Genomic DNA, 17035 nt, shown 5'->3' on the forward strand with positions numbered 1-17035 from the left:
CTCCTTCACTGTCATGTCTCGAAGAAAATCCCGGCTTCCAGTCCGAAGCGCAGGTATTCCTCAAGCCGGATCCGCAGATTCGCCTCGCGATGCGGGGCGGCAAGCAGGTGCCAGGCGCCCATCTCACCCTCGTCCGAGGCGCCCATGCGGATCTCGGCGGGCGTGGCACGGCGCAACTGGCAGAAGGCGGGATGGGCGGGGGATTGCGCCTCGAAGCCGGGGCGCATGCTGCGACTGATACGCGCGCGGATCAGCGCGCGTTCCGCCGCCGGGATCGGCCCGCCGGCGGCTTCTTCGGCCACAGCAATGGCACTGTCGATGGCCAGCTGCGGCTGGCAGCGATAGCGGCGGGGGGTGATCGAGCCGTCGGGCACGAAGGAGAACCGCATGCAGCCCCGCTGCCGCCGAATGGCGCGGATGGGCGGGCTTCCGTCGGTGTTGCGGGCCTGCACGATCGAGTCCGAGACCAGCGGGAAGCTGCGCGCGAGGATGCGGCCCAGCACGGTCGAGGCGAGGATGGTCAGCGCCCCGCCCGGATCGCCCTCGCCCGCCGGCCCGGCAATGGCCAGCCCCTCGGCACTGTCGCGCGCGGGCAATGCGGCGGCGGTGACGATGCTGTCGCGGATTGTGGCATTGGTGGTCTGGTCCAGACGCAGCGGGCCGGTGATGACCCTGTCCAGCACCAGTTCAACCCCTGTGGTCGTCACCATGAGGCTGGTCGCGCCGGGGCTGGCCGGGTCGCCCGTCGCGGTGAAGGACAGGCCCGGGATCAGCGTCAGGTGGCGCAGCGTGACCGAGGCCGGCGAGGCGCCGTCGCCATCCGGCGCGAGCTCGACCGGCTGGCGGTCAATGACCACGCCATCAAGGATGATCCGCGCATCCTCGCCGCCCGACACCGCCACCGGCTGCGCGGGCCGCAGGATCGGGCGCTGGCCATTGGCGGCGCGCAGGATCAGTTCGGTCCCGGCGGTGGCCGTCAGGGTGATATTCTCGGCAAAGATGCCTGATGAGGTGATCTCGACAATGCCGCCCAAGGGCGCGGCGGCATCGATGGCGCTTTGAACGGTCGGGTGCTGCGCCGTCGGGCAGGGAAGGACGGCCTGCCCCGGGTCATCGGTCAGGGTCGCGGCGCGGTTATATTCGCCCCCGCCGATCCGGGCCGGGAAGCCCAGATGGAACGAGGTGGTGACGCGCCCGGCCTGATCGGCGGGAAAGGCAATCCGGCCCAGCATCGGATCGACGCGGACCCGCGTGCCCGCATGGGGCGAATGGTTCCAGCCCGTGCCATCATCCGAGAGGTCACAGGCCTCGATCAGCGACACGGGCACCGCCACGTCATCGACCAAGATCTGGAAGGCGCGCGGATACCAGAGGCCAGGGTCGGCATCGAGCATCCGCCGGGTAATCGCCCCCGGCACATGTTCGGGGCGCGAGATCGAACCGATCCCGGCCTCGGGCGCGGGCAGGTTCACCAGCTGCCGGTCGGCGCCGAGCGGATCGAAGCGCCAGCGCCGCCCGTCCACCCGCGTCGCCGGCACGCGGGTTTGCGCCATCGGGATCAGCCGCCAGAGGAACACGCCGATATTCGGGAAATTGTGCCTGCCGCCGCTGGAGCGACGCGGCGGCACCTGCTGGATCGAGCGCATATCCGCAAGATGCGTCACCCGGTCAAACGCCCGTTCCAGGGGCTCGAGCGGCAAGGGATCGTACAGGTCCGGGGCAAGCGGGTGATCGGGCCGGACATGGTTCATGTGCTGGCAGGTCGCCGTGGTCTGGAAATACTCGACCACATGGGCGGGCCAGCCGGTCACGTCGCGGGCCAGCGCCTCGAGCACCGCCGCCGTGCCCTTCCGGCGGCGATAGGCGATGGTATTGGCGACCTCGGCGCGGGTGCCGACATCACTGCCCTCGATCGGATAAAGCACCGTGTAGCCAACAGTCCCGCCGATATAGGGCGCCGCCCAATCCTCGCAGGTCTCGATGAAGAGGTTGTCGAACAGCTGTTCGATATTTTCCTCGACCACTGCCCCCTCGCGGGCCAGCACCGCCATCAGTGCCCTGAGCGGTTCACCTTCGCCGGCATCGCGCAGCCGGTGGATGGCGGGCAGCAGGGTATAGAGCGCCTCGGGCGTGATCCGGTTCATGCCATGACCTCCAGCTTGGCCAGCGGCCCGGGATCAAGTGTCAGGATCTCGGCTGGCAGCAGCACGCCGCCCGCCCCCGTGCGCCCGCCAAGCGAGACCAGCCGGTCATGGGCGATGGCAGCGGTCTGGGGGGCAGTGTTGCGGGCCAGCAGATCGACATCAATGGCCGCGACCCCGGCGACCTGATGGGCGGCCTCGGCCACCTCGCTCAGCGGAATGGATTGCGCGAAATCCCGCGCGGCGAAGGCGAAGGCGTCACGCAGATGGGCCTCGGTCGCAGCCAGCACCGTATCGCTGTCATGGGCCGGATCGATCTTGACCCTCAGCCCCAACCGGAAGCTCGCCGGCGCATAACTGAGCAGATCGACCGAGACCAGCGGATCGCCAAGCGCGCGGAAGGCCGCCAGCAGGTTCGCATGGGGGGCAGAGCCGGGCGGGATGGTCTTGCCGCCCTCGCCCGCCACCGTCACCACGATGCGCCTCAGATCGCCCTGCCAGATCCAGCGTGCCTCGGCCTTGTCGATGCCGGGAAAGCCCAGTGCGAAGTCGCGGTAATCGGTCAGCGACACCACGCGGCCCAAGGTCAGCGTGTGCAAGGGCGCATTGCGCCGCGCGTCGTTGGCCGCTTCCGCATCGACCCCGCCCGTCGCCGGCAGCGGATTGTCAGTCTCCTTAAGCCCCAGCGGACGGTCCAGCGGCAGCTTCAACTGCCCGGCGCGCAGGTTCCCCGCCGCGCCAAGCCCGCGCGAATATTCGGCCTGAATATTGTCGCGGCCAGCCGGAGGACGCGCGCCCGACACCCCATCGCCGAATTCCACCACCGTTTCGCCCGTGTCGGTCAGCGAGGTCCTGAACACCCGCGCCGCGGCGCCCCGCTGGTAGAGATCGGGCAGTTCTTGCCATGCCACCCCGTCGATGCGCAGGGTCAGGGTGCTGGCCACGCCGGTCTCGGTCGGGGCCTGACGCTGGCTGACCGGCGCCTGTTTCAGCAGGAATCTCTGGAACGGGCGCGCAGGATCGCCGCCGCCAAGGATCTCTGCCGTGCCCTCGCCATGGGCGGCGCGCGCGACATTGGCATGGATCACCACCGAAGCCCGGTCGAGCGCGGCACCCAGCGCGTCCTCGAGGATCAGCGTTGAATGGCTGGCATCCGTCGCCTGCACCTCGCGCAGCAGCACCGGGATCGCCAGCATCTCGGCATCCTCGGGGGCGGGAAGGATGCGGAAAGCCGACTCCTCGGCGATCACCTGCCCCTGTCGTCCGTCCGGATCGCGGATAGGCCAGAGATTTGCGGGCGAGGGTCCGTCCATCAGCGTGATGTGGTCGCCCCGCAAAAGCTGCCCTGCCCCGCCGTCGTCATAGCTGATGGCAAGCGTCTGAAGGACCAGTTCCAACACGGCACGCCGGCCCCGGATAATCAGCCGCCGGCCCTCGGGCAGGTCATCGACCCGCCGCGACAACTCGATCTCGCCGCCGGTGATCCAGCGCGTCTCGGGCGTCTCGGCCAGCGCGATCCCGGCGCTGCCACCATAGGCGGCGATGCCGCGATAGCCGGGCAACATCAGCGCGAGGTTCGAGCCGTTGGTATCCATGTCGATCCGCTGCGCCTTGCCCGAAATGGCAAAGGCGGCGCGGCTGTCATCGCCGGTGGTGGTGAGGCGGAAGGCTTGGGTCACGCCGTTCGGGCTGTCGAGCACCAACCAGCCGCCCGGCAGGAAGGTCTTGTAGAGGTTGTCCAGATGGATGCGGGTCGTTCCGGGAAAGGCAAAGACCCAGTCCCCCGGCGCCGCCGCGCTGCCGCCGATGGTCGAGGGCGAATTGGCCTTGGGCGCATCGGCATAGCCGAACCCGGCGCGCTGGTCGGCGGTCAGCACCAGGGGATGCGGGGCGTTGAAACCGAAGAGTGCGGCCCGGTCGCGCAGGTGGTGCAGCACCAGCCCCGGCGTTGGCCCGTCCGGCCCGCTGTCAACACTGTCCAGCGCAGCATTCCAGCTGATCCGCGTGCGGCTGCCGTCCTTGGATGGCTCGACCCCGGTGATCCGGCGCAGGTCCCAGAGCGGGGAGTCATCGTCGAACCCGGCAAAACCCGGATCGCCCCTTTCGCGCGAGACGAAGAGGATCACATCGCCGACCACCAGCGACGGAAGGCCCGCAACCCAGGTCTCGCTGTCGCCGTTGCGCGGCAGGCGCGGGCGCGAGGGGCGCGGCGTGAGGCGGTTCCAGCTTACGCGGGTATCCAGATCGTCCATCGTCTCGAAGGTTTGCGCCATTTCCTCCGGCCCCGGCTGCGACTGCACCCTTGTTCCGGCGGGCACGGCAAGCTCGGTCACATCCGGGGGGGCGCCCGGCGGGTCCTCCATCAGGATCACCAGATCGGTCTCGGCTGAGGCGCCCGGATGCAGGCGATAGCCGGTCAGCCGGGCCAGTTCGGCGACCGACAGCCGCTCGGTCGCGCTGCCCAGATAGGCCTCGTTCGCCAGCCGCTCCTGATAGAAGGTCAGAACGTCGCAGGCCGAGGCCCAGGCATCGATCAGCGCGATCGAGAAATCATCATCCGCGCGGGTGCCCAGCCCCGCCAGCGCCGGATGGGCGGCCGAGGCGAGGCCGGTCAGCATCGAGGCCTTGAAGCTGGCATGATCGCCGGCGCGGAAGGCGATGGCGGTCAGGTTCGGGCGGTTTTCGGTCGGGCGCAGCGTCGACAGCTCGGTGCCATCGCAGCAGCCGCAGACATCGCCCAGCGGCAGGTCGGGATGGCCGATGCGAATCGGGGGCTGGCTCATTTCCCGCCTCCCATCGTCACCTCGAGCGAACCGCGCTCGGGGAAGTTGCGGTCATTCTCCAGCCGGGCGATCTCGAGCCGGCCAAAGGTCAGGACGCCATCCTGCAAGGGCACGGTGGTGGTTGTCCCCCGGCGGCGGAACAGCGACGCCTTGACCGAGGTGACGCCTTCGATCGCCATGACACGGGCATAAATGGCGCTGAGATGGATCGGAGTGCCGAAACTCAGGTCGTCGGGATGAAAGAAGCCCGGAGATCCGTCCGGGTTGCGCGTGGCCGAAAGGGCGCGCAATACGTCCTGCCGGACTTGCGTTCGGAAATGCTCGGGATGGGTGCAGACAAACAGGGCGATCTCCAGCGCGACAAAGCACGGGGCGTCGATCTCGAGATCATAGCCGGCCATGCGCAGCCCGTTCAGATCCTCGCGCAATTCGGCCTCGAATTCCGGCGTGACGGGGCGATTGCCAAAGCGGTCGACGGTGACGAAGACAGTGTGCCCATGGCCGTTCCAGCGAAAGGTCGCGGCGGCGCGCTGAACGTCGCGGTGACGCTCGGCCATCGCCGCATAGTCGGCCTCGGTCACTGCGCGTTCCTGCCGGCGATAGGCGAAGGGGGCGGCTTGGCGCGCCGCTTCCACCCCTTCGGGGTCGATGCCGCCCGTGGCCGGCAGCGGGTTGCGGATGGCTATGATCTGGCTGAAGCCGGTCAGCACATGGGCGATGGCATCGGCGCCGACATTGCCGCGCCGGCCATTGCCGACGCGATACGAGGCGGTGAAGGCCGTGCCGCTCGCCGGCCGGCGGCCGTTCTGGTCATCGCCAAAACGCAGCCGGGCGCTGCCATCGGCCTCGGTCTCGACGGTGAAATGCCGGTCCTCGGGCAGGGATTGCAGCAGGTCGGGCTGCGCCAACCAGTTGTCCTTCGTCGGCGGCTGCCCCGAGAGCAGCCCGACCGCAGGCCGGCGCGACGCCAGCGGCAGGTTGGTGGCGGCAAAGGCGGAGGGCGCAGCGGCATCGAAGGCGGCGACCTGACTGACCGGCCCCTCGGCGAGGCGGGGGCGATAGCGGGCCGGAACCGCGACCGGCTCGGGGTGATCGCAGGGCGCGCCCGAGCCGGCGGCGACCAGTTGCAGATGCGGCGCGGGCACGCGGACCAGATCCTCGCCCGTCACGCTTTGCCCGTGATCGGCCAAGAGGATATTGCCAAGCGCATGGCTGATCCCGCGCTGCAGCCCGCCCCCCGCCGCCTCGTCCAGCCGTGCCGACAGGCAGAAAGGAAAGGGCAGCGCGTCTTCCTCGGCCCAACGGATTTCGGTGATCGGCGCAGCTTCCAGATCGTCGGTCAGCCCGGCCTCGACCGCCGTCAGCCGCAGCGCGTGGCGGATGGCCGGGTCGGCATCGGCGGCGCGCCCGGTGCGCGGCCCCAGACGCTCCTCAAAGATCAGCACATCGCCGGCGGCGAGGTCGGGGAAGTCGCCAGCCAGCGTCGCGCGGGTCGCGCCCTTCGGCAGGCAGCATTCGGCATCGGACCATTCGTGGAAGGCCATCGCGTTCAGCGACGGGTGCAGCGCCTTCTCATGCATCGCCTCGAAGACCGTGGGCAGCAGGTTCAGCGCGTCACGCTCGGCATTGCCCGGCGCCACCACCGGCGGGAAACCCGGCAGCCGGGTCAGGAAGCGCGTGCCGGCGGGAACCGCGACCCCATCAACGCCGGTCGTCGCCTGAATCCAGACCCGCGCATTGGCGCCGTCATGCATCCGGTAATCGACCAGCCGCGCCAGCTTCTTCACCGAGGAGCGCAGCCTTGCCGTGGCCAGATAGGCCTCGGTCGCCACCGCATCCTGCGCATAGGAGAGCCGGTCGGCCGTATAGGCCAGCGCCTCGACCAGCGTGATCCCCAGATCGGCGGGCGAGCGTTCGCGCCAGTCGGGCATGATCTGCGCCATCCGCCCCAGCATCAGCCGGCGGAAGGACTGGTAATCCTTGGCCAGATAGCTGAGGGCGGGCGCCTCGGGCACCTCCTCTGGGCAGATCTCGGCCGGGGCGCAGTCGAAATCGGCGGGGCATTCGACCTTGAACGAGAAATTGACCTCGGACAGCACCCGGTCGATCCCTGCCGGCGGACTCAGCGCGCCGGGCGAGGCGACGAGCCGCAGGAGATAGGGCGAGAAATCACCCGAGGAGGAAGTGCGCAGCACCAGCACCTGTTCCGCGTCGGGCAGCGTTGCCAGCCAGCCGATCAACCCCGGCTCGGCCAGCGTGGCATCCGGCGCATCGGCGCGGGTGAGCCAGAGCAGCGTCACATCGGCGATCCGCTCGCCCCCCGACAGTTCGAAATTGTCGAGGCTCAGCACCGGGGCGGTATCGAGGAAACGCAGCAGCAGCGTGCGCTGCGCCGGCGTGTCTGCCGCGGCCTCGCGGTCCAGCACCTCGAGGAAGTCTATGCCATTGATCGCCATGCCCTCGCCGATGCGGGTCAGCACCCGTTCGCGGCGGCGGGGATCGCAGCTGTGATGGATCATGACCCATCCCCCAACCTGAAGCTGGCCGAGGCCTCGGCCCCGGTCCGCAGAAGGCGATAGGTGATGGTGATCAGGATGGCGGCATCCACGGCCTCGGCCCGGATTTCGGTCACCTCGATCCGCCGCCCCAGATGCTGTTGCAGCGCGGCGCGGATGACGAATTCCGTGGTCGCCGCCTGCTCGGGGCTGGCCGGGGCGAAGAGCAGGCGATGGATGCCGGCGCCGAAATCCGGCCGGTTCACCCGCTCGCCCGGATTGGTGAACAGGATCTGCTCGATCAGGTCGCGGATATGATCAGCCTCGGACGTATCCGAGGTCCGCTGGCTGCCGTCGAAATGATAGGGGAAATCAAGTTGCATGGCCCTATGTCCCGATCACGCGGGTCTGCGCCTGCACCGGAAGCAGCGGCGTTCCGGTGGGGGTGCAGACGGAGGTCGAGGACATCAGCACGGCGGGCGCACCCTCGATCAGCACCCTTGTCGCGGCGACGACGTAAGTGGCGGTCACGCAGGGGCCATTGCCCGCCGAAGGCACGAAGGGACAGCCGGCCACGGTCCAGACCGAGCTCTGCGCCACCGCCGGCTGGCCGGACAGCAGCACCCGTGCCGAGGGCGTGGTCGGAAGGGCCTGCCCGCCATGCGAGCACATGACGGTTGCGCCGAGATGCAGGATGGGTCCGCTCATCGCTCTCTCCCTTCCCTTCAGATCACCACCAGCGCGCCATTGTTCACCGTGACCGTCGGGCCGGTCATGATGATCGAGGCGCCCTTGCCGTTCTGGATGTAGATGCCGGTGTCGTTCACGATCAGCGAGGCGCCGGTCGCGGTCTTGATGACGATGCCGCCGGTCGGCCCCGGCAGGTCGGTGACGGTGATGCCGTTCTGCAGCATGGTCTGGATGGTCACGGCGCTGAGCCCCGGCGGGGTCAGCTGGTGCAGTGCCGGCACCTCGGCCGCGGTGCCGTAGAAGCAACCGGTCCAGACCGGGTAATCGGGATCGCCGCGCTCGAACTCGACCCAGACCCCGGCGCCGATCGGCGGCACCGCCAGCACCCCGGTCTGGATGCCCGACATCGGAAAGCAGGGCATGGCCCAGCTGGTCAGCGCCACCGAGCTGACATCGGGCACCATCGCCTGAATCCGGCCGATCATCATCGGGTCGATGTTGTTGATGACCGTGCCGCGGAATTTGCCGAAGTATTGTTCGGTCATACCGTCACCGAGGGGGTTGAGGGCAGAAGCCCGCTGCGTTTCAGGGTGAATTTCTGCGTGTAGCTGCCGCGCGACAGGTCATGGGTCACGCTGTCGATGTAATGGATGCCGTCAAAGGCCATGCCAGCCCCGCGCACCCCAACCAGATTGCGCGCGCGAAGGATGCGGCCATAGCGGACCACGTCGATGGAACCTTGCCCGCGCACCGCGTCACTCCGCTGTGCCGCGCGGGCGAAACCACGCGCCGCCGCCTCGAACGGGTTCAGCCGCGCGGTGTCCTTCATCCGGTTGATCTTGGGCGGCAGCGGCGGCACCAGACCCAAAGGCGGCAGGAACGGGATGGCCGAGGGAATGGGGATCGGGATCGGCGCCTTGGTCTGCGGGTTCTGGATGAAGACGATGGGGACCTCGAACTCGGACTTGTCGAAGGAGAAGGAGAGTTCCTCGCAGTTGGTGGCAAAGCCGCTGTCGACGGTCAGCGCGGGCTGCACCTCGCCGATGCGGATCTCGGGGCCCCAATAGGCAAAGCTGGTCGCGGGCGCCGGTCCGGGCTTCAGGAAGAAGGTATAGCCCGCCTCGGCCGCGAGCGCCCGGATATAGGCCAGATCGCTGTCCTGATGCCGGGGGATCTTCTCGGTCGGCAAAGGCGCGCTTTCCATGCTGGGGATCACCTGCGGGATCACCCCGAGCCAGGCGTATTTGGCCAGCACCAGCGCCACCCGGGCAAAGGGCGGCATCGCCGGATAGGGCAGGCCCGAGAAATCGAAGGTCTCCATCGTCGCGGTCAGATCCTTGCCCTTCACCGACAGGGTGGCCGGCGCACCGCCCGATCCGGGGGCGAGATCGGCCTTGGTGACGACGCCGTTCATCAGCGAAATGGCCTGCCCGTTCATCGAGGCCACCAGCGCCACCCTGAGGATCGGCAGCGCCGCACCGCCGGCCAGCAGGAACAGCGTGTTCAGGGGCGAGTTCTTCTCCAGCGCGAAGACCAGTTCGAAGCCCGATTGCACATCGCCCGAATTCTCCTCGATCTTCACCGATTGCAGCGCCTCGATCACCGCGCGGGGCGCGGGAAGCGGGATGCCGGGTCCGAAAAGGACCGAAAGATCGATGCCCTTGATCATCACTCCTCCTCGGGCGCGGGGACGCCGGCGGGCAGGGTCAGACGCAGTTCGGTTCCGGCAGCGGCCAGATCCTCGGGCCAGATCGCGCGGTTGGCGTCGCAGATGAGCCAGAAGGCTTCCGGGTTGCCGATGGCCTCTGCCGCGATCTGGTCCAGCCGCTCGCCCTCGGCCAGCTGCCGCCAGCCGATGGTGGCAAAGACCTCGGGCGGCGGGGCGAAGCGGCGGGCGAGATACGGGAACTGCCGCCCGTCGGGGGCGGTAAAGCTCCGTGTCGGGATACCGTGATAGCGGCTGTCGGCGGGAAAATCCGTGGCCTCGACCACGCCCGCCTCGTACATCGCCTGGATCGGGTTCTTCACCGCAGACCTCCCGCGCCAAGCGCATCAAGGCTGCCGGCCTGCGCCTTGGCGGCCAGTTGCTCCTTGGCCTGCAGATAGGCCATGAACAGGCCCGCGCCGCGATGGCCAAAGCCCAGGTCATCGACCGAGAGCACCTTCATCGACAAGGACAGCTTGGCGCGGATCGGGTTCAGGTTCGGGTCAAAGAACTCCTCGGTGATCTGCAGGCTGTCGAGCCGGACCGGCACGATCCGCTGCGCCGACCAGACGAACAACGCCAGCGGCGTCTCGGCCGGGGTGATCTCGAAAGACCCCGCCGCGCCCTGCGCCTTCTGTCGTTCAAGCTGGGATGTGCTGGGGTAAAGCAGCGTTTCCAGCGCCGCCAGCGCCGGGAAGATGCCCAGCCGCGCGGCATCGGGATTGCGGTCGGGAAATTCCAGTTGATCGGTGGCGTCGATCACCGCGTCGAGGCTGATCGTCTCGCTGGCCGGCCCGGTCAGGCGCAGGGCTTGCGAGCGGTTCTGCCCGTCAGCGATGGCCTGCGCCTTGACCTCGCGGGTCAGCGTCTCGGGCGCATATTGCAGCGCGATGATGCGGCTGACCGCGCCCGTATCCGGCGCCATCAGCACGAGGCCGGCGCGGATCAGTCTGGGAGAGGATGACAGCCCGCTCATCATGACCTCATGGCGTCGGATCGCCCGGCTTGCGGATGCACATGGTAGTGACCTTGCCCTTCTCGGCATTGCTGGTGTCGATCGACTTGCCGGCGCAATCGGTGCGCAATTCCGAGATCCGGGCCATCGTCTTGATATAGGCGGTGATGGCCGCGCTGAAATTGGTCACATGGGTGCTGAAGGTCGCGGCGGCCTGCCCGGTCTTGCCGGCGAAGACCGGGTAGGGATTGTTCTGCAGATGGGTGATGAAATCCCGACCATGCTCGCCCTCGTGAAAGCCGAGCGTGCTGGTCCCGCTCGAGGCCTTGTCCTCGGTGGTGGTGCCGCGGCCATAGCCCGAGGTGCCGCCAGCGCTTGCCCCCGGACCATAGGTGGTCTGGATGCTCATCGAGAAGACATCCTGATTGAAGGTGAAGCTGGTGATCTTGCCGGCGGGCGAGATCACCCAGTCCGCAAAGTTCATGCCCGCTGGCAGGGGCGAGAGGTTGATCTCGGTCTTGGCGCCATTGGTCAGGGCCGCGTCGGTCGATGTGGTGTCGGGCAGGATGGTCAGGTTGACCGTGCCGATTTTCGTGGTCGCCTCGCCGGTGGCGGCAACCCCGGCGCGGAAGGGCACCGGCGAGGAAATGCCCGGCACGGTCTTCCATTCGGGCACCGGCACGCCCAGCACGGTCGCGGCGCATTCGGCCTTGGCGATGTCGTCAAAGCCCATGACCTTCTGGCACTCCATCAGCGCCCGCGCCTCGGCATAGGTCATGATCGTCCGGCCGGGTTGTTTCTGGCCGCCGCCCGGCCCCGGCATGCCGAAGCCCTGATCGACAGAGCCTTCAAAGGGCTGGTCGGCCAGCAAGTCGATCGGCAGGCGCCGCAGACTTGGCGCCGATTGCTGCAGCGTATGGGTCAACTCATGCGCCATCAACCGCTGCCCCTCGCGGGTGGCGGGGGCGAACTGGCCGGCACCGAAGGCAATGTGGTTTTTCAGCGTATAGGCCCGCGCGCCGATGGCCCGCGCCGCCTGCCCGGCCCGCGCATCGTCATGCAGCCGGACATGGCTGAAATCCCTGCCGAAGCGCGGCTCGAAATAGGCGCGCTCCGCCCCCGACAGCGGCCTGCCGCCCTGCGCCACCGCCCCGGCAGCGGCGGGGGCTGCGGACTGATGTGGTGTAGCGACGGCCTTGGGTTGAAGCGCCGGGACGACGCCATGGTTCAGCGCGGGCGCCGGACGCCCGGCCACAACTGCCTCGGCCATGGCATCGGCCTCGCGCTCAAAGGGATCATCGACCGGGCCGATCGCCAGCCGGGGCTGCACCCCGGCGGCCTTGGCGGCGCAGTCGGGGCAGAGATCATCGCTCGCGGTCTGGGCGTGACAGGCACAGGACCGGCGGATCACGGCGGGGCTGGTGTCAGCTGTAACGGCGGCATGAGCTCTCATGGCGTCACCGCCTTGGCCATCGCCGCCGCGACCTGCTTGGTCAGCGGGCCGCCGCCTTTCTGCAGGGTGGCGGAGACGAGCGGACGCGCGTGACCCGCGCCAAAGGCCCCTGCCCCGCCCGTCGCCGTCATCCGTGTCAGCTCGGCCCTGATCGCCCGTTCCAGCGCGGCCCGGTCAAGCCCCGGCCCATCCGCCACGATCCGGTCGATGTGCAGCGTGACCCTTGTCATCAGAACACCCCCTGTTCGGCGGCGGTGAAGGGTTTTTCCAGCTTGGCATATTCCCGCCGCGCCGCGCGCTGGACATGCCGCATGGTGACCGCCTGATCCTCGCCTGCCGCCAGGTAGGCCGCGTTCAGCGCGACCGAGCGGATCGACCCGCCCGACAGGTTCAGCCGCGCCAGCGCCGCCGGATCGATCCCCTCGCGCGGCGTCTCGAGCGGGAAGATGCCCTGCCAGATCGCCGTCCGCGCCTCGGCATCGGGGAAGGGAAAGCTGACCACATGGCGCAGCCGGCGCAGGAAGGCCGGGTCCAGCGCCGATTTCTGGTTCGTCGTCAGGATCGCCAGCCCGCGATAGGCTTCCATCTTCTGCAGCAGGTAACTGACCTCGACATTGGCATAACGGTCATGGCTGTCCTTGACCTCGGAGCGTTTGCCGAAAAGCGCATCGGCCTCATCGAACAGCAGGATCGCGCCGCTGGCCTCGGCGGCGTCGAAGATGCGGGCGAGGTTCTTCTCGGTCTCGCCGATATACTTGCTGACCACTTGGCTCAGGTCGATGCGATAGAGGTCGAGCCGCAATTCGCCCGCCAGCACCTCGGCGGCCAGCGTCTTGCCGGTGCCCGATGGCCCGGCGAAAAGGACCGCCGTCCCGAGCCCCCGCGCGCCTTTGGCCGCCCAGCCCCAATCCTGATTGACCCGCCATTGCTGGCCGAGATGGCGGGCGAGGTCCTTCAGCGTCTCGATCTGATCGGCGGGCAGCACCAGATCGGCCCAGACCGCGCGGCTGTCGATGCGCATGGCCAGCCCGTCCAGCGCCCGCCGCCCCTGCCGCCGCGCCGCCTGCCAGAGGCTGGAGCCGAAATCCTCGCCCACCCCGGCCTCGGCGACGGCGGCGGCGATCCCCTGGGCATCCAGCGCGAATTGCGTGGCGAGCCGCGAGAGATCGGCATTCTTGGCATTGTCCCCCAGCGCCTGCCGCCACAGCGCGGCGCGAGCCGGGACGGCGGGCGGATCGAGGTCCAGCCGCAGGCGCGGGGCACGGTCGGGCGGCAACGGGTCATCGGCAGCGATGAGCGTCGGGCCGGTGATCTGGTCGGCCAGGCGCGCGGCGGCGCGACCCTGATCCGGCCCAGCCTCGATCAGCAGAACGGCACCTGAAAGCGCCAGTTCCCGGTCGAGCAGGGTCGCCAGCGCCTCGCGCCCAGCCAGGTCATCACAGCTGAGCACAAGCGCCAGCACCCCCAGACGCGCCGCCGCCTCGGCCACGGCCACGCGCTTGCCCACCCGGTCGCGACCTCCGAGCAAGAGGACGGGCAGATGCGCCGCGCCAGCCCAAGCCACCACGATCCGTTCCGCCAGATCGACCACTGCCCCTTCGGCGGGCAGGTTGGCGGCAGGCAGCACCCGCAATAGCCCGTCGAGCCGAGGGGCGAGATAGCTGCTGCCCAGAAGGAAATGCAGGACGCGCTCGTCGATCCTGAGCGGGCGCTGGCGCAGCGGACCATTGCCGAGGCTGTCGATCAGCCGCCAGCGGCGAAGCGGCGCGCCCGGTGACAGCATGTCCCAGGCACCGGCGCCGAAGAACCGGGCGCAGAACTCGGTGTCGATCACCCCCGTCCCCGTCAGCCCGGCCAGCGCCGTGCCGATCCGGGGCGACAGCTCCTGTCCCGCTGCCAGCGCCAGCAGGTACTGGTCGCCGGCATCGAGGCCGAAGAGCCGGCCCAGCAGGGTGAGTGCCGAAACCTCGGGCAGCGGGCTAGACGCCAGAGGCTCGCCCGAAGCCAGCGCCTCCAGCTGCGCGGCGATCTGGTGAAGCGCCTCGTCCAGACCCTGACGCTGCAGGGCAAGGCGGATCTCGGGCGTCTGCTTGATGCCGGCGGTCATGGGATGGTCACCGTGATCAGGCGGGGCGGCGTGGTGGATAGGTCGATCACCGGGCTGTCGATGCCGTCGACCCGCAGGCGCACCGGCACCTCGCTGCCGGATGCCAGACCGTCGAAATGGGCGCTGGCACTGGCCATCGGCGTGGCGGGCGGAGGCAGCACGGCCATGGCCTGCCCGGCAAGGATCGCAAGGCTCTGGCCTTCGCGGACCGGGGGGGCGCAGGTCAGGGTCAGATCCACCCCCGGCGCGGCGGCGACGGCCGAGGCCGTCGAGGCCGGCGCCAGCGCCAGCGGCAGGGCGTTCGATGTCACCTCGCGCCCGTCGGGCCGGCGGATCAGCACATCGATGAGATAGGGACCGACGCGCCAGCTTGCCGGATCGGTGGCCGTGCCCGCCGCAGGATTGCCCGCGCCAAGCGGCGTGGTGGCAGGCAGCCGAACGAGCAAGCGCTCGGGCGCCACCGGCATCTCGGGTGCCATGGCCAGCACCCGCCCGCCGCCCGGTTCCGAGAAGCGGACCGTGACCTCGGCGCCCTGCCCGCCATCCAGTTGCAACCCCGTGATCTCGACCCACCCGCCAAGGCGCATCACCGGGTGGCCGTCACCTGCGCGGGCGGCCGTCATCAACGGCGCGGATCCCAGCAGGCTTGGCCGCACCAGCACGCCGGGATCGCGCCCGGTCAGCGGATCGGTCAGCCCGCCGCGCGACAGGACCGGCAGCGGCACCCGCACCGGCAGCTCGCGCTCGATCAGCACAAGGCTCACATCATAGGCGACCGAGGTTCGGTAGTTGGCCTGAAAGGCGGTCCAGAGCTTTGACATGTCATCCAGCGACAGCGGGCGCGGGGTGATCTTCAGAAGCTCGATCTGATCAGCCAGTTCCGAGGCGCGGATGGGGTCGAACTGCTGCGGCAGGATCTGGTCGATGGCGGCGGCGGCCAACGCCGCGCGGATGGTCTCGCGGGCAAGGATCGGCTGTTCGTGGAACAGCTGCATCGCATAGCCCAGCAGGATCTCGGCATGAAGCTCCTCGCCCGACAAAGCGGTCAGAAGATAGTTCAGGTCCAGCGCCAGGGCCGGCCGCCGCTTCAGCGTGCCGTCGCGCCCCCGTGTCGGCAGGTCGGCATTGCGCAGCGCCGGGTTCGGGGCCACGCCATAGAGGAACAGGTTCAGCTGCGTCGGCTGGTCGCCGGTCTCGGTCACAACCCGGTCGGGCGGCAAGGCGGTGACGGTGAAATCGGCACCAAGCGCGGTCGAGACATCGCCGTTGATGAGGGTGTCGTTCAGCAGATCCTTCAACAGCTGCGTGACTGCGGCGATGGCCAGAACATTGCTCATCTTCGCACCCCGCGCAGGTAGTCGGCAAGGCTGGGCAGGCTGGCCTGTGGCGAGGGTCGGGGCGCGGACCGGGGCGCTGGGGGTTCCGAGCGGATGTCGAGCCGGCCGATATGGATGGTGATTTCGGGTTCGGGTTCGGGGGCGGCGTCGGCGGGTTGGTGCGGGGCGGAATGCGGACGCGCGGGCATGGTCTCGACAAGACGGGTGGTGATGCTGTGCTCGAGGCGTTCGGGGGGCTGGACCTGCAGGAGCGGGAGTGGCGCGGGGCGCATGGGATCGGGTGCGAGGGTCGGGGTCACGGTCGAAACGCGGGGCGCTGCGGGCTTGAAAGACACGGCGGGTGGGCGATCGGCGATGGCCGTAGGCTCGATGACGGCGGACTGTGCGGCGACGGTGGGCGGCTGTGATGGTGCTTGGGTCGGGGGTAGAAGCGGTGCAGGGCGGGCTGGCGGGTTGGCGTGCTCTGCGGGTGCTGCCGGACGAAACTGCGTGTGCGGCGGGACGGACTCAGCCTGCCTTGCCTCAGGAACCTGCGGCGCGACCACCTCGTCGGCGATCTCGCGAAAACCCAACGCGCCCGCGCCGCCTTCGAACATCCCCGGAAGGCGTGGGCGCAGGCCCGGTGTTTCGGCCCCGGTCGCCCGCGCGACCAGCCGCTGCAAGACCCCGCTCATGACCCGACCGCCCGTTGCAGGTAGACCAGCCGCCGCGCCGGGCTGAGAGCGAGGATGTCGCGCTCGGCCCAGCCATAGGCGGCGGCGAGCGTGGCGACCTGATCGATCAGCGAGAGCGCCGAAGTCTCGACCCGCGCCCAGAGGAAGTGCGGCAGGTCCAGAACCTCGGCCCATTCGCGGCCGCAGGCGGCGCAGGTCAGGCGGATGCCCAGTTCGACGCGTTCGGCGGCCTCGGCGATGGCGCGGTCGGCCTCGGCAGCGGCAGCGCCGTCGAGGCCCAGACCGGCGATGCGGTCGCGCAGGCCCGCCGCGACCCGCTCGGGGGAAAGCCCCGCCACCGCCGCCAGATCCCGGCTGCTGATCGGGCGCAGCCCCTGCCCCGTCTCGTCTGGCAACAGCGCGGCGAGCGCGCTTGCCTCCAGCTCCAGCTCCAACTCCGCCCCGCAATCCGGACAGCTTGCCCGCCCCGCCATGGAGGGGCCGAAACTGCCGCACCAGAGCGCCAGCAACCGCCGATCCCGCTCGGCCAGCGGCAGGTCCGCTGGATCGCCTGCTAGAGGCTCATCCCCTTCAGCGGCCCAGAGCATCGCCAGCGCCCGGTCCAGCGGGCTGCGCCCGGCGCCGGTTTCCCAGGCGGCGAGACATCCCGATGCGGACAGGCGCGACGCCATGATGGCCTCTTCTTGCTTGGATCA

The 17035-nt window shown here is 69.2% G+C and carries 15 protein-coding genes; all 15 read right to left on the reverse strand.

Annotated elements, in window-relative coordinates; all coding sequences use genetic code 11:
• Positions 1-11: 11 nt before the first annotated feature.
• The 15 genes from Q1A36_RS12495 to Q1A36_RS12565 are packed head-to-tail and all read right to left on the reverse strand — an operon-like array spanning position 12 to position 17011.
• Positions 12-2144, reverse strand: a complete 2133-nt coding sequence (locus tag Q1A36_RS12495) for a hypothetical protein (protein WP_299844357.1) — start codon at positions 2142-2144, stop codon at positions 12-14.
• Positions 2141-4924: a hypothetical protein gene (locus Q1A36_RS12500; RefSeq protein WP_299844360.1), complete on the reverse strand. Its 2784-nt coding sequence runs from the start codon at positions 4922-4924 to the stop codon at positions 2141-2143. Before Q1A36_RS12500 ends, Q1A36_RS12495 begins: the two co-directional genes overlap by 4 nt.
• Positions 4921-7443 (reverse strand): putative baseplate assembly protein, encoded by a 2523-nt coding sequence (locus Q1A36_RS12505; RefSeq protein ID WP_299844363.1) that lies wholly within the window; start codon positions 7441-7443, stop codon positions 4921-4923. Before Q1A36_RS12505 ends, Q1A36_RS12500 begins: the two co-directional genes overlap by 4 nt.
• Positions 7440-7802, reverse strand: a complete 363-nt coding sequence (locus tag Q1A36_RS12510) for a GPW/gp25 family protein (RefSeq protein WP_299844366.1) — start codon at positions 7800-7802, stop codon at positions 7440-7442. The genes Q1A36_RS12505 and Q1A36_RS12510 overlap by 4 nt, the downstream gene beginning before the upstream one ends.
• A 4-nt stretch (positions 7803-7806) precedes the next feature.
• Complete coding sequence (locus Q1A36_RS12515) at positions 7807-8127, reverse strand: hypothetical protein (protein ID WP_299844369.1); 321 nt, start codon at positions 8125-8127, stop codon at positions 7807-7809.
• Between the two features lie 17 nt (positions 8128-8144).
• A complete protein-coding gene (locus tag Q1A36_RS12520; protein WP_299844372.1) occupies positions 8145-8654 on the reverse strand; it encodes a phage baseplate assembly protein V in 510 nt (169 codons plus the stop codon).
• Positions 8651-9778: a hypothetical protein gene (locus tag Q1A36_RS12525; protein WP_299844375.1), complete on the reverse strand. Its 1128-nt coding sequence runs from the start codon at positions 9776-9778 to the stop codon at positions 8651-8653. Before Q1A36_RS12525 ends, Q1A36_RS12520 begins: the two co-directional genes overlap by 4 nt.
• Positions 9778-10137, reverse strand: coding sequence for a hypothetical protein (locus tag Q1A36_RS12530; protein ID WP_299844377.1), 360 nt, complete (start codon positions 10135-10137; stop codon positions 9778-9780). The genes Q1A36_RS12525 and Q1A36_RS12530 overlap by 1 nt, the downstream gene beginning before the upstream one ends.
• Complete coding sequence (locus tag Q1A36_RS12535; protein ID WP_299844380.1) at positions 10134-10790, reverse strand: hypothetical protein; 657 nt, start codon at positions 10788-10790, stop codon at positions 10134-10136. The genes Q1A36_RS12530 and Q1A36_RS12535 overlap by 4 nt, the downstream gene beginning before the upstream one ends.
• A 7-nt stretch (positions 10791-10797) precedes the next feature.
• Positions 10798-12222, reverse strand: coding sequence for a DUF4157 domain-containing protein (locus Q1A36_RS12540; protein ID WP_299844386.1), 1425 nt, complete (start codon positions 12220-12222; stop codon positions 10798-10800).
• Positions 12219-12452 (reverse strand): hypothetical protein, encoded by a 234-nt coding sequence (locus tag Q1A36_RS12545; protein ID WP_299844389.1) that lies wholly within the window; start codon positions 12450-12452, stop codon positions 12219-12221. The genes Q1A36_RS12540 and Q1A36_RS12545 overlap by 4 nt, the downstream gene beginning before the upstream one ends.
• Complete coding sequence (locus tag Q1A36_RS12550; RefSeq protein ID WP_299844392.1) at positions 12452-14329, reverse strand: ATP-binding protein; 1878 nt, start codon at positions 14327-14329, stop codon at positions 12452-12454. Before Q1A36_RS12550 ends, Q1A36_RS12545 begins: the two co-directional genes overlap by 1 nt.
• Complete coding sequence (locus Q1A36_RS12555) at positions 14326-15666, reverse strand: DUF4255 domain-containing protein (RefSeq protein WP_299844395.1); 1341 nt, start codon at positions 15664-15666, stop codon at positions 14326-14328. Before Q1A36_RS12555 ends, Q1A36_RS12550 begins: the two co-directional genes overlap by 4 nt.
• The gene (locus Q1A36_RS12560) at positions 15663-16340 is read right to left on the reverse strand and encodes a hypothetical protein (RefSeq protein WP_299844398.1); all 678 of its coding nucleotides are present in this window, start codon (positions 16338-16340) and stop codon (positions 15663-15665) included. The genes Q1A36_RS12555 and Q1A36_RS12560 overlap by 4 nt, the downstream gene beginning before the upstream one ends.
• Positions 16337-17011 carry a hypothetical protein gene (locus Q1A36_RS12565; protein ID WP_299844401.1) on the reverse strand — a complete coding sequence of 225 codons (675 nt, stop codon included), beginning with the start codon at positions 17009-17011 and terminating at the stop codon, positions 16337-16339. The genes Q1A36_RS12560 and Q1A36_RS12565 overlap by 4 nt, the downstream gene beginning before the upstream one ends.
• Positions 17012-17035: the final 24 nt, after the last annotated feature.

The organism is uncultured Paracoccus sp., from assembly GCF_947487305.1.
Lineage (GTDB): Bacteria > Pseudomonadota > Alphaproteobacteria > Rhodobacterales > Rhodobacteraceae > Paracoccus.

Bases quoted from the DNA above. Each gene is read 5' to 3' on its own strand.
- Q1A36_RS12495 (WP_299844357.1), bottom strand. From the start codon at position 2,144: ATGAACCGGATCACGCCCGAGGCGCTCTATACCCTGCTGCCCGCCATC.
- Q1A36_RS12500 (WP_299844360.1), bottom strand. From the start codon at position 4,924: ATGAGCCAGCCCCCGATTCGCATCGGCCATCCCGACCTGCCGCTGGGC.
- Q1A36_RS12505 (WP_299844363.1), bottom strand. From the start codon at position 7,443: ATGATCCATCACAGCTGCGATCCCCGCCGCCGCGAACGGGTGCTGACC.
- Q1A36_RS12510 (WP_299844366.1), bottom strand. From the start codon at position 7,802: ATGCAACTTGATTTCCCCTATCATTTCGACGGCAGCCAGCGGACCTCG.
- Q1A36_RS12515 (WP_299844369.1), bottom strand. From the start codon at position 8,127: ATGAGCGGACCCATCCTGCATCTCGGCGCAACCGTCATGTGCTCGCAT.
- Q1A36_RS12520 (WP_299844372.1), bottom strand. From the start codon at position 8,654: ATGACCGAACAATACTTCGGCAAATTCCGCGGCACGGTCATCAACAAC.
- Q1A36_RS12525 (WP_299844375.1), bottom strand. From the start codon at position 9,778: ATGATCAAGGGCATCGATCTTTCGGTCCTTTTCGGACCCGGCATCCCG.
- Q1A36_RS12535 (WP_299844380.1), bottom strand. From the start codon at position 10,790: ATGAGCGGGCTGTCATCCTCTCCCAGACTGATCCGCGCCGGCCTCGTG.
- Q1A36_RS12540 (WP_299844386.1), bottom strand. From the start codon at position 12,222: ATGAGAGCTCATGCCGCCGTTACAGCTGACACCAGCCCCGCCGTGATC.
- Q1A36_RS12545 (WP_299844389.1), bottom strand. From the start codon at position 12,452: ATGACAAGGGTCACGCTGCACATCGACCGGATCGTGGCGGATGGGCCG.
- Q1A36_RS12550 (WP_299844392.1), bottom strand. From the start codon at position 14,329: ATGACCGCCGGCATCAAGCAGACGCCCGAGATCCGCCTTGCCCTGCAG.
- Q1A36_RS12555 (WP_299844395.1), bottom strand. From the start codon at position 15,666: ATGAGCAATGTTCTGGCCATCGCCGCAGTCACGCAGCTGTTGAAGGAT.
- Q1A36_RS12560 (WP_299844398.1), bottom strand. From the start codon at position 16,340: ATGAGCGGGGTCTTGCAGCGGCTGGTCGCGCGGGCGACCGGGGCCGAA.
- Q1A36_RS12565 (WP_299844401.1), bottom strand. From the start codon at position 17,011: ATGGCGTCGCGCCTGTCCGCATCGGGATGTCTCGCCGCCTGGGAAACC.